Consider the following 11,839-nt stretch of genomic DNA (forward strand, 5'->3'; position numbering starts at 1 on the left):
TCGGTGTTTACGGTCGAGAAGGTCTGATGGTCAGAGCTGGACAGGTACAGCTACCTGCCGACGCCGTAGACCCCTCGGGCCTCGTCACGCACCACTCGTCCGTTGTCGAGTTCCACGACCCGACGACGCATGGAGTCGACGATGTGGTTGTCGTGCGTAGCCATCAGAACGGTGGTTCCAGTTCGGTTGATGCGTTCGAGCAGCATCATGATGTCCTGACTCGTGTCCGGATCAAGATTTCCGGTCGGCTCGTCGGCTAACAGGACCAACGGCCGGTTGACGAACGCCCGCGCGATTGCCACCCGCTGTTGCTCACCACCGGACAGTTCCGTCGGAAGTCGATCGGACTTGCCTCCGAGGCCGACCAGATCGAGTACTTCGGGCACCGTGCGTTTGATCATCGACCGCGGCTTGCCGATCACTTCGAGCGCGAAGGCGACGTTCTCGACGACGGTCTTCTGCTGCAGCAAGCGGAAATCCTGAAAGACGCATCCCATGCTCTGACGCAACTTGGGAACGCGCCGCGACGACAGACGGTTGACATGGAAGTCCGCGACATGAATATCCCCTGAGGTCGGAGTCTCCTCCTTGAGGAGCAGCCGCATGAACGTCGACTTCCCTGAACCCGACGGACCGATGAGGAACACGAACTCGCCTTTCTCCACCGACACAGTCACGTCGTCCAAGGCAGGCCTGGTCGACGTCTTGTAGGACTTGGAGACATTCGAGGTGCTGATCACGGGTCGCCAGTGTAGTCCTTACCCGCCGGTAACCCACTCGCCGAACATGTGTGTCGCCTGAGGATCTGAGCTTCGAAATCTAGGGGGTTCCGGTGCCGCTCGGCCCAGCAGGCGCAGGTGGGAGCAGAGAGCGTAGCTGGGGCGGAACGGTGAGTCCAGGCAGGTAGGTCGGATCCTGCGAGGTGGAAGGACGCGACTGCCCCGACTCCCCCGACGTACCGGGCTCGCCCGACGTCCCCGCAGTGCCCGATGTTCCGGCAGAGCCGGACGGTTCCATGGTGGTCGACGGGTTGTCGGTGGTGGTCGGCGGAACAGAGGTGTATTGCTCCTGATACGTCCGCTGGTCGGTCTGATACTGGCTTGTGTCGACAGCGGTCGGGCCGGTAACGGGTGTGTCGGGCAGCGGCCTGACCTGGTCGTACAGCAGGGCGGTCAGAATGAAACAGATGCCAATGAGCACCGTCGAGGTGCGGACCCGTCCGTAAATGCGGGTAGGAATCTTCCAGTTCCTTCTCGGCCGGTCCGGATCGGCTGGATGTTCGGTCACAGATCGTCCTCCAGTTCGCGGGGGCGACCCTCGGGCTCGACCCCGGCCGTGGACACGTCGGGGCTCACCGTAATCCCTTCCGGCTGTAGAGCCGCTGCCACCCGAACCCGAAGCTCGCGACCGACCTGAAACTGCTTTCCGGGGAGCGTTCTTGCGACGAGGCGCACGTTGACCTGATCGACCTCGATGCTTTCGACACCCATCACGGTGGGTTCGTCGAGCAGCAGGGGCTTAAGTCGGGAGTCCTCGAATGCAGTCCGCCCCACGCGCTTGAGGATCTCGTTCACCCTGTTCAGGTCGGAGCCCGTCGGGATAGGAACATCGACGACGGCGCGAGCCCAGTCCTTCGACAGGTTGATGGCTTTCACGATCTGTCCGTTCGGAACCGTGATCACCTCCCCGTCGACGCTGCGCACTCTGGTGACTCGCAGTGTTACGTCCTCGACAGTGCCGACCGCATCTTCCGCGGAACCGTTGACCGCGATCTGCACGACATCACCGAACCCGTACTGCCGCTCGGTGATGATGAAGAAGCCGGCGAGAATATCTTGAACAACCCGCTGCGCACCGAAACCGAGGGCTGCACCGAGAACGGTTGCAGGCGCGACGAGGCTGGTGACGGCGAAACCGAATCTACGGAGAACTTCGATCGTCACGAGGACGTAGACGATAGTCACGGCAACCCACGTGATCACCTGGGCGAGAGCATGCCGATGCTTGGCCGCCTCGGACCGAACCAGCGCATCGCTGTGCCGGTAATTGGAATCAATTCTCGAGGTGATTCGCGAGCCGACGTAGCTGATGAATCTCGCGATGAGCATGCCGCCGAGGATGTAAAGCACTATCTCGAGTCCGCTGCCGCTGAGCCAAACTTTCAGGTCCGGCGGCAAGCCGAACGACAAAGCTGTGATCATGACTGGTTACTCTTCCCCCCGCATACGCCAACGAATCCCAGCCTCCAGGAAACCATCGATATCGCCGTCGAGCACGCTGGAGGGATTGTTCACCTCGTACTCGGTGCGAAGATCCTTGACCATCTGGTACGGATGCAGCACGTAGGACCGCATCTGATTGCCCCACGAGCTACCGCCGTCGCCCTTGAGTGCATCCATCTCGGCCCGCTCTTCTTTGCGCTTGACCTCGAGGAGCTTCGCCTGCAGGACCCGCATAGCAGACACCTTGTTCTGCAGCTGAGACTTCTCGTTCTGGCAGGTGACGACGATGCCGGTCGGGACGTGCGTCAGGCGCACAGCCGAGTCGGTGGTGTTGACGGACTGACCGCCGGGGCCACTCGACCGGTAGACATCGACGCGAATGTCGCCTTCGGGGATCTCGATGTGATCGGTGGTCTCGACGACGGGTAGCACCTCGACCTCGGCGAACGAAGTCTGACGGCGGCCCTGATTGTCGAACGGGCTGATGCGGACCAGCCGGTGCGTGCCCTGCTCGACGGACAGGGTTCCGTAGGTATAGGGAGCCTTCACCGCGAACGTCGCGCTCTTGATTCCTGCTTCTTCGGCGTAGGACGTGTCGTAGACCTCGACGCTGTAGCCGTGCTTCTCGGCCCAGCGGATGTACATCCGCATGAGCATCTCGGCCCAGTCGGCCGCATCGATGCCGCCCGCGCCGGATCGAATGTTCACCAGCGCGTCTCGCTGGTCGTACTCGCCGGACAGGAGTGTGCGCACTTCGGCTGCGGCGATGTCCTCGCGAAGCGATGCGCGCTCGGCGTCGGCGTCGGCCGTCGCCGAGACTTCGGCGTCGCCTTCTTCACCCTCCGCGAGCTCGTAGAGCACAGGGAGGTCGTCGAGGCGACCGCGCAATTCCTCGGCGCGGCGCAACTCTGCCTGGGCATGCGAAAGTTGGCTCGTCACCTGTTGCGCATGCTCCTGGTCGTTCCACAGGTCCGGAGACGCAGCTTGATGCTCGAGCTCGTCGATCCGGCGACGTAGTTCCTCGACATCGAGAACCGACTCGATGGTCGTGAGAGTGACGTCGAGTTCGTTCAGGTCTGCGGACACGTCAGGATGCACGAGAGTCAAGGTTACCGGCACTTGAATCGCGACAGGACCATGCCGCCTCACGACCGAGCGATGCGGATCACATTTTTCGCGATCGCTTCGACCCATCCGTGTCGTGAGCAGGTTCGATGGGCGCCACAGCTCTGTTCAGTAAGGGCTCCGACTGCTAACTTCAGTCCTCATCGACACATACGCATGCGGCTATTCCTCTCGAACCGCCGCCGAGACGCCCAACGGGTTCAGCACATGCTGCGCACGTGATCCATTGCTGGTTGCGCGTCGGCACGTCGATTTCTGCAGGACCGGCACCAGCCTCTGTCGCTGAGCCGGTTCACCCCAGTTGGTCGATCACGGGGTTCCAGCCGCGGTACCCCGTGTACCTGCAGAAGCACAAAGAGGAGCGCACATGTCTGTCACCGACGAGTACCTGAAGAACAACGAGGCGTACGCAGCCCAGTTCTCTGGACCCCTGCCTCTCCCGCCGTCGAAGCACGTCGCCGTTGTCGCCTGCATGGATGCGCGTCTCGACGTCTACCGAGCCCTCGGCCTCAACGAGGGCGAAGCGCACGTGATCCGCAATGCGGGCGGCGTCATCACCGATGACGAGATCCGTTCGCTCGCCATCAGCCAACGTCTCCTCGGAACGAAGGAAATCATCCTCATCCACCACACGGACTGCGGCATGCTCACCTTCACCGACGACGATTTCAAGAAGGGCATCCAGGACGAGATCGGCATCAAGCCGAACTGGGCGGCCGAGTCGTTCCCCGACCCCGATGAGGATGTGCGCCAGTCGCTCGCGCGAATCGAGGCCAGCCCGTTCGTCACCAAGCACGAGTCCGCTCGCGGGTTCGTGTTCGACGTCGCCACCGGCAAACTCAATGAAGTAGTGGGCTGATCCAATGACGGCCGGAGGTGGATACAGCCGCGTCTGTATCCATCTCCTAGGCTGGCCGAGTGACCGATCGCAATGCTGACCTGCAACTCGCTCTGTCGATGGCCGATCAGGCCGACGACATCACGCGGAGCCGATTTCTCGCCCTCGACCTGAAAGTCGACGACAAGCCGGATCTGTCTCCCGTCAGCGATGCCGACCTGGCGGTCGAAAGGCTGATTCGTTCGATCGTCGCCGAAGAGCGAAACGAAGACGCGATACTCGGTGAGGAATTCGGCGGCGACCCCGTCTTGGCCGGTCGTCAATGGGTAATCGATCCCATCGACGGGACGAAGAACTTCGTTCGCGGCGTGCCGATCTGGGCAACCCTCGTTGCACTGCTCGAGGACGGTGTTCCCGTCGTTGGCGTGATCAGCGCGCCCGCTCTCAACCGGCGTTGGTGGGCCGCCGAGGGTTCCGGAGCCTGGACGACATACGACGGCGGCGAAGCGCGGCTGATCACAGTCTCATCGGTAGGTGATCTGCCCTCCGCCAGCTTGAGTTTCGCGAGCTTGTCCGGCTGGAAGGAACGCGGAATTCGCGAGCGTTTCATCGAACTCACCGATGCGGTGTGGCGAGTACGGGGTTATGGCGACTTCTTCTCTTACTGCCTCCTGGCGGAGGGAACACTCGACATTGCGGCCGAGCCCGAAGTATCACTATGGGACCTGGCGCCGCTGGACATCCTCGTCCGCGAGGCCGGTGGGCGCTTTACGTCCTTGGACGGGACTGCAGGTCCGCATGGAGGAAGCGCTGTGGCGACCAATGCACTGTTGCACGACCAGGTACTGGCACACCTGCGCTCACACTGATCGGCCGAGCCGGAACCGAACTCAGAGAACAGCAGCGAGCACGAGCGCGATCAATGGGGTGATGCCTTGAGTGAACGCAGCCCTGAAGTATTTTGAACCGCCTGTTGCCAGCACGACTGCCGCGCCGACGATGCTGAGGCAGGCAAACACCACGATCGCGTCACCGGCGGCGCCGCCGACGATCAACCCGACGACAATTCCGACAGCCAGGAACAAGTTGTAGAACCCCTGGTTGAACGCCATCGGCCGGACAACGTCGGCGTCGGCCGCAGTGGCGACACCGAATCGCTGCCACACCGCGGGCTTCGACCACAACAAGCTCTCCATGACAAAGATGACGACATGAAGCGCAGCTGCCACGGCAGCAAATATCTGAGCGATTGCAGGCACGTCGTCGAATGCTGCCACACAATGCCTGACATGCAGTGGCCTTCCACTTCTTACTCGTAAGTAGACAGCTATCTTACTCGGGAGTAAGATAGCTCTGGTCCGAGCCCGACACCGAGAAACAGCTGGTGATCATGAGCAAGCAAGACAGTGTGGTCGAAACGAAGCGCACAGCGCCTCGCGACACATCCGCAGTTGGCCTCAATCCGTTCAAGCGAGACGCCATCGGCACCGCTATGCGCGTGCTCACGGCTATCACCGGATCCGACCTGGCGGAGAAATACAACCTCCGCCAAACAATCGACCGCGTCACATACGAGAGCACGAAGACCGGGTTCAAGACTCTCGGCACGGCCACTCGTACGTTCGCCAAGGTGACCGGCAGCGAGAAGCCGAAGCGCCTCGACGACGCGGCCGTCAAGAACCTCGACTACTTCGATCTGACTCCCGACGACGAGCAGCGCATGATCGTCGAGACGGTCAAGGAGTTCGCCGAGGAGATTCTGCGTCCCGCCGCACACGACGCCGACGCGTCCGCATCCTCGCCCGAGGACCTCGTCCGACGCTCGGCCGAACTCGGAATCACTCTGATCAACATCCCGGAGGAACTCGAAGGCGCAGCCTCCGAGCGCGGAGCCGTCACCAATGCCCTGGTCGCAGAAGCACTCGCCCACGGAGATATGGGCTTGGCGCTGCCGATCCTCGCGCCGAGCGGTGTAGCCATTGCTCTCACGCAGTGGGGCACCGACAGCCAGCAAAAGACATACCTTCCGGCCTTCGCGGGCGAGAGGGTCCCCAACGCGGCGGTCGTCGTGAACGAGCCTCGTGCCTTGTTCGACCCCTTCGCGCTGAAGACGAAGGCGGTTCGATCGCCGAGCGGATTCAAACTCAACGGCGTCAAGAGCGTCGTACCGGCCGCCGGTAGCTCCGAACTCTTCGTCATCGCGGCCGAACTCGAAGGGCGCCCGTCGTTCTTCATCGTAGAATCCGACTCCAAAGGCCTTGTCGTCGAAGCTGATCCGAGCATGGGCCTTCGGGCGGCGGGCCTCGGTCGACTCATTCTCACCGACGTTGCGGTCCCCGAATCCGCACTTCTCGGTGACGGCGATGCCGATCGACGCGCACTCGACTATGCGGACGCAATCAGCCTCGCACGCCTGGGGTGGTCAGCTCTCGCAGTGGGCACCGGCCAGGCTGTACTCGACTACGTCATTCCCTACGTCAACGAGCGTGAGGCATTCGGCGAGCCGATCAGCAACCGTCAGGCGGTTGCGTTCATGGTCGCGAACATCGCGATCGAACTCGACGGCCTCAGGCTGGTGACACTGCGCGGCGCATCTCGCGCCGAGCAGGGCCAGTCCTTCGCCCGCGAAGCAGCCCTGGCTCGCCGTCTCGCTTCGGAAAAGGGCATGCAGATCGGCTCGGACGGTGTCCAACTGCTCGGCGGACACGGCTTCACCAAGGAACACCCCGTAGAGCGCTGGTACCGCGACCTGCGTGCCGTCGGTGTCACCGAGGGCATCGTCCTCATCTGATTCGCGCCCATCAACCTTGACTGACATGACCCAAGGACTAACACGATGATCAATCTCGAACTACCCAAGAAGCTTCGGGCGCAGGCGAATCAGGCACATCAGGTCGCAGCCGAGATCTTCCGTCCGATCTCCCGCAAATACGACCTCGCCGAACACGAGTACCCGGTCGAGCTCGACACCATGGCGTCCATGGTCGAGGGCATGTCCGACGCAGGCAACGAAATCGGCGGTGCAACCGGCGGTCGCGAGAAAGACAGCGAGTCCGCATCCAAGCCGAGCAAGACCGCAAATGCCAATGGCGGCAACATGTCCGCGCTCGTCAACGTCATCGAGACATGCTGGGGCGACGTCGGTCTGACCTTGTCGATCCCCTACCAGGGACTCGGCAACTCCGCCATCGCCGCGGTCTCCACCGATGAGCAACTCGAGCGTTTCGGCAAGGTGTGGGCCTCCATGGCGATCACCGAGCCCAGCTTCGGCTCCGACTCGGCCGCAGTCACCACCACAGCCGTTCTCGACGGTGACGAGTGGGTACTCAACGGCGAAAAGATCTACGTCACGGCAGGCGAACGGTCCACCCATATCGTCGTGTGGGCCAGTGTCGACAAATCGGCAGGCCGGGCAGCGATCAAGTCCTTCGTCGTTCCTCGCGACGCTCCGGGTCTGAGCGTCGCTCGTCTCGAGCACAAGCTAGGGATCAAGGCATCGGACACCGCTGCACTGCTGTTGGAGGATTGCCGAATCCCGAAGGACAACCTTCTCGGTAGCGCTGAGGTGAACACCGAAAAGGGATTCGCGGGCGTCATGCAGACGTTCGACAACACTCGTCCACTCGTCGCGGGAATGGCGGTCGGTGTTGCTCGCGCAGCTCTGGAAGAACTGCGTTCCATTCTCGACGAAGCCGGCGTGGAGATCTCCTACACCGCCCCCGCCTACAACCAGCACGCCGCTGCTGCAGAATTCTTGCGGCTCGAAGCGGACTGGGAGGCCTCGTATCTGCTTTCTTTGCGGGCAGCGTGGATGGCCGACAACAAAGAGCCCAACTCGCTCCAAGCGTCGATGGCAAAGGCCAAGGCTGGACGCTCGGCAACGGACATCACCTTGAAGGCCGTCGAACTAGCCGGTAGCTACGGCTACTCGGAGCGTGTGTTACTCGAAAAATGGAGTCGAGATGCCAAGATCCTCGACATCTTCGAAGGCACTCAGCAGATCCAGCAGCTGATCGTTGCTCGCAGAGTTCTCGGGAAGACTTCTGCTCAGCTGAAGTAGTCTTTGTCTCGACGCACAACCCCGCAGCCGCTCGGCTGCGGGGTTTTTGCGTTCGACGTGATGGTGTCTTCGAGGCATATTTCGGTTAGGTGAAAAAATTTGCGAAGCGGTGTCGAAAGCGAAGATCCCCGTTCGTCGTCATCATGTAAGTCACGGAACACGAGATACGGGAGACCACCATGAAGTACATGCTGCTGATCAACGCACCGAGCGCAGACTTCGACAACGGGTGCAGTGTCGAAGACTGGGTGCAGTTCGGTAAGGAAATGCAAGACGCAGGAGTGTGGGTGGCAGGCCACGCACTCGCTGATCTCACCACAGCGACAACGATTCAAGTCGACAGCGACGGTGACCGCACCATCACGGACGGCCCGTTCGCTGAAACCCGCGAAGTATTGGGAGGGTTCGAGGTCATCGACGTCCCCGACCTCGACGCAGCCCTCGATTGGGCGGCCCGCTGCCCAGGGTCTCGCGGCGGAGGGTCCGTCGTCGTTCGTCCCATCGCCGACTACTGACGAGAACGCCGCGATGAGCGAGAGCGCCCGACCGTCGTTGGAGTCGGTGTTCCGTGAGGAACACGGCCGGCTGCTGGCTACACTCGTGCGTCGATACGCCGATCTCGACCTGGCCGAGGAAGCGGCGTCGGACGCGATCGAGGCGGCGCTCGAGCACTGGCCCGTCGACGGAGTTCCGGAGAAACCCGGCGCCTGGCTGCTGACGACAGCCAGGCGACGGGCGGTGGATCGACTCAGACGCGATCAGGTGTACGCGGCACGGCTGGCGATCCTCCAGGTGGAGCAGGACCGAACTGGGCCGTCCCCGGCCGCCGACGCGACAGGTCGAGAATTCCCCGACGAACGACTTCAGCTCTTCTTCGCATGTGCGCACCCTGCACTGCACGCCGACGACCGAGTAGCCATCACACTGCGATGCCTGGCGAACCTGACCACGTCGGAAGTGGCCCGCGCCTTTGTCATTCCCTCGGCGACGGCCGGACAACGAATTTCCCGCGCCAAGAAGAAAATTCGCGAGGCACGGATTCCATTCAGAGTGCCTGAGCCCGACGAGCTTCCTGCGCGTCTACCGGGTGTTCTCCAGGTCGTGTACTCGATCTTCACCGAGGGATACTCGGCGTCCTCGGGCGAGGACCTGATTCGCGGCGACTTAGCTGATGAAGCAGTGCGCCTCGGACGAATACTGCATCGGCTTCTCCCCCAGGAGCGAGAGGCAGCAGGACTGCTGGCGCTGATGCTCTCGACCCACGCTCGTCGGCATGCCCGTACCGATGCGTGTGGCAACATCATCATGCTCGACGAGCAGGATCGCGGCCTGTGGGACCTCGACATGATTGCAGAAGGCGCCGATTTGGTTGTCGAAGCGCTGACCGGAGGTGCTCCCGGTCCATATGCGGTACAGGCTGCCATTTCCGCCTTGCACGACGAGGCGGCGACGGCCCAGGACACCGACTGGCCTCAGATAGTGGAACTGTTCGGGGTGTTGGAGTCCATCGCTCCCTCTCCGATAGTGTCGGTCAACCGAAGCGCCGCTGTGGCTATGTGCAGGGGGCCCGCTGCGGGCCTGCAGATGTTGGACGATCTATCGAATGTGGCGCTGTTACAAAATTACTCGCCATACTTCGCTGCTCGCGGCGACCTCCAACACCGACTGTGCCGTTACACCGAAGCGGCACAATCGTTTCGAAGAGCCTTCGAGCTGGCCGGTTCCGCACCCGAGCGTGCGTACTTCCAGCGCCGCGCGGAGTCGGCGGAATCTTCGAGGGCTGCCGGGTGCGAGTAGACCGACTGCCGCGCGGTTCTAGTGCAATACGAATTGCGGACGTGGGCTGCCGTGGAATCGAGACGTGCTCAGGATCTCTCGTACCGGACTGTGTGCGGGCAAACATCTATTCTCGGACATGGCTGTGCGGCGCCGCAGGTCTCTCGTTCTGCGTCGCACGCTCGTCGGTGCAGTTGTGCGCCTGATAGGCGGGCCCAGAGCCGGGCTGATCGGGAGTCCGTCCCTCTTCGGACGGACCCCCACCTGACCATTCCCGCGCCGGCACCGGCCACGGCACCGCTCTTACGGCCCTCCGGGCTCCGGTCCGCCGGGTTCGGCGGTGTTATCTCCCGGCCCGGCGGCTTCCCGCCCGCCGGCTGCTCTCCCGGCGGCTTCCCGCTGGCTCGGGTTCTCGATGGTGTCATTGCTGTGGTCTGCGGAGTAGATGTATTCGTTCGGGTGATGGTAATGATTCACCACACCAGTTCTGGTGGGATCCAACGTCACCGGTGGATGCCACAGTGTCCGCCCCGGGTAAGCATGATCAGGTCCGGCTTTCGTGGTCGCCCAGTCGTTCTCGGATGAGCCGACGAGTCGGTGGTGCATATCGCAGCCGAAAGTGAGCGAGGTGATATCGGTACCGCCCCCAGCACCCCATTCATCGATGTGATGGACCTGCGACCAGGTCGCGGGACGGGTGCACCCCGGGAAAGTGCAGCCGCGATCGGACGCGATGAGCACGATCCGCTGATCCGCGGAGGCGATGCGTCGGGAACGCCCCAAGTGCAGCGCCCTGCCGTCGTCATCGAAAATCGCCAGGTAATGGTGAGCATGCGCAGCCATCCGGATCGCATCACGCATCCGCACCAGAGATCCGGTCGCGGTGACGGCATACCCGGTAGCAGCTTCGAGATCGGCGAGAGTCATCGTGAGCACCGCGGTGACCGGTAAACCACGATGGGTACCGAGCTGCCCGGAAGCGAGCATCTGCCGGACGATGACCTTCAGCGCATCGTGCTGACGCCGTCCTTGGCTGCGGTGATCACGTTCGGCGCGGCGTGCAGCATCGGCATCGTTCACCGAATCCCGAGCACCATCACCAGCACCAGCACCAGCACCAGCAGCGTCAGCGTCGCTGTCACCTTCAGTGTCAGTGTCATCGGATCCGTCGGGACTGGGGCTGTCGCTGGACTTCTCGGTATCGCTGGGCTTTTCGGTGTCGAACAGCGACGGATCCGGTAGGTCGGCGCCGGTGTTCCCCGAACCCGAGCTGCCGGTCCCACTCGAACCCGCCCCGCCGGTTGCCCCGTCCGCCGGGCCGTCCGCGGGGTTCTCTGCTGGGTTCTCGGCTGGGCCATCGGCTGGATCATCGACGCCGGGCTTGTCGTCGGCCGGGTTGCACATCCCTGGTTTCGCCCACTTCGCGAACGCCGCCTCCAGATACGCCCGCGTTTCGGCGTCGACGACGAACGTGCCCTTCGACAACCCATCCTCGCCCTGATCGCTGAACTTGACGAAGCACCGATTCGCGACCTGCTCCTCATCGACAAGCTTTCCATCAGGATCGAGAGTGTCGAACTGAATCACCCCAGGTTTGATGCCGCTTCCTTCTGAGTTTGGAAGGATGAGCACATGCCCAAGAAAATCGATCCAGAGGTCCGCTCGAGGGCCCTTCGGTTGCTGGAAACTCACGGTGGGGAATACGCCTCGCTGACCGCCGCAGCGGAGGCGATCGCCAAGCAGGTCGGTGTCGGTCAGGAGACGGTGCGGCGCTGGGCCGTGCAAGCCCAGGTCGACCAAGGCACCCGCGCCGGCACT

12 protein-coding genes and 1 pseudogene are annotated in these 11,839 nt (G+C 62.5%); 7 read left to right on the top strand and 6 right to left on the bottom strand.

What is annotated here, in order from left to right; all coding sequences use genetic code 11:
* Nucleotides 1–50 precede the first annotated feature (50 nt).
* The 4 genes from ftsE to prfB form a co-directional block, all read right to left on the bottom strand.
* A complete protein-coding gene (gene ftsE, locus QMK17_RS01755) occupies nucleotides 51–740 on the bottom strand; it encodes a cell division ATP-binding protein FtsE (RefSeq protein WP_283506620.1) in 690 nt (229 codons plus the stop codon).
* A gap of 79 nt (nucleotides 741–819) precedes the next feature.
* Entirely contained in the window at nucleotides 820–1,287 is a 468-nt protein-coding gene (locus tag QMK17_RS01760) for a hypothetical protein (protein WP_283506621.1), read from the bottom strand.
* Nucleotides 1,284–2,201, bottom strand: coding sequence for a mechanosensitive ion channel family protein (locus tag QMK17_RS01765; RefSeq protein ID WP_283506622.1), 918 nt, complete (start codon nucleotides 2,199–2,201; stop codon nucleotides 1,284–1,286). The genes QMK17_RS01760 and QMK17_RS01765 overlap by 4 nt, the downstream gene beginning before the upstream one ends.
* A gap of 6 nt (nucleotides 2,202–2,207) precedes the next feature.
* A complete protein-coding gene (gene prfB / locus QMK17_RS01770; protein ID WP_283506623.1) occupies nucleotides 2,208–3,320 on the bottom strand; it encodes a peptide chain release factor 2 in 1,113 nt (370 codons plus the stop codon).
* A gap of 394 nt (nucleotides 3,321–3,714) precedes the next feature.
* Here prfB and QMK17_RS01775 point away from each other — a divergent pair, with 394 nt between their 5' ends.
* Both QMK17_RS01775 and hisN read left to right on the top strand, forming a co-directional pair.
* Nucleotides 3,715–4,206 (top strand): beta-class carbonic anhydrase, encoded by a 492-nt coding sequence (locus QMK17_RS01775; protein ID WP_283506624.1) that lies wholly within the window; start codon nucleotides 3,715–3,717, stop codon nucleotides 4,204–4,206.
* Between the two features lie 59 nt (nucleotides 4,207–4,265).
* Nucleotides 4,266–5,054, top strand: a complete 789-nt coding sequence (gene hisN / locus QMK17_RS01780; RefSeq protein ID WP_283506625.1) for a histidinol-phosphatase — start codon at nucleotides 4,266–4,268, stop codon at nucleotides 5,052–5,054.
* 21 nt (nucleotides 5,055–5,075) lie between these two features.
* Here the strand turns inward: hisN and QMK17_RS01785 are convergent, their stop codons facing one another.
* Nucleotides 5,076–5,444 (bottom strand): DUF1304 domain-containing protein, encoded by a 369-nt coding sequence (locus QMK17_RS01785; protein WP_283506626.1) that lies wholly within the window; start codon nucleotides 5,442–5,444, stop codon nucleotides 5,076–5,078.
* 125 nt (nucleotides 5,445–5,569) lie between these two features.
* Here QMK17_RS01785 and QMK17_RS01790 point away from each other — a divergent pair, with 125 nt between their 5' ends.
* From QMK17_RS01790 to QMK17_RS01805, 4 genes are all read left to right on the top strand, one after another.
* Complete coding sequence (locus tag QMK17_RS01790) at nucleotides 5,570–6,976, top strand: acyl-CoA dehydrogenase family protein (protein WP_283506627.1); 1,407 nt, start codon at nucleotides 5,570–5,572, stop codon at nucleotides 6,974–6,976.
* 45 nt (nucleotides 6,977–7,021) lie between these two features.
* Nucleotides 7,022–8,245: an acyl-CoA dehydrogenase family protein gene (locus QMK17_RS01795; RefSeq protein WP_283506628.1), complete on the top strand. Its 1,224-nt coding sequence runs from the start codon at nucleotides 7,022–7,024 to the stop codon at nucleotides 8,243–8,245.
* A 179-nt stretch (nucleotides 8,246–8,424) separates the two neighbouring features.
* The gene (locus QMK17_RS01800; RefSeq protein WP_283506629.1) at nucleotides 8,425–8,760 is read left to right on the top strand and encodes a YciI family protein; all 336 of its coding nucleotides are present in this window, start codon (nucleotides 8,425–8,427) and stop codon (nucleotides 8,758–8,760) included.
* 13 nt (nucleotides 8,761–8,773) lie between these two features.
* Nucleotides 8,774–10,042 (top strand): RNA polymerase sigma factor, encoded by a 1,269-nt coding sequence (locus QMK17_RS01805; RefSeq protein WP_283506630.1) that lies wholly within the window; start codon nucleotides 8,774–8,776, stop codon nucleotides 10,040–10,042.
* A 282-nt stretch (nucleotides 10,043–10,324) separates the two neighbouring features.
* Here the strand turns inward: QMK17_RS01805 and QMK17_RS01810 are convergent, their stop codons facing one another.
* Complete coding sequence (locus tag QMK17_RS01810; protein ID WP_283506631.1) at nucleotides 10,325–11,608, bottom strand: HNH endonuclease signature motif containing protein; 1,284 nt, start codon at nucleotides 11,606–11,608, stop codon at nucleotides 10,325–10,327.
* A 45-nt stretch (nucleotides 11,609–11,653) separates the two neighbouring features.
* On the opposite strand from QMK17_RS01810, the pseudogene QMK17_RS01815 reads away from it, so the two are divergent.
* A pseudogene (locus QMK17_RS01815) lies at nucleotides 11,654–11,839 on the top strand (IS3-like element ISPfr13 family transposase); the annotation flags it as partial.

The organism is Rhodococcus sp. G-MC3, from assembly GCF_030063335.1.
GTDB lineage: Bacteria > Actinomycetota > Actinomycetes > Mycobacteriales > Mycobacteriaceae > Rhodococcoides.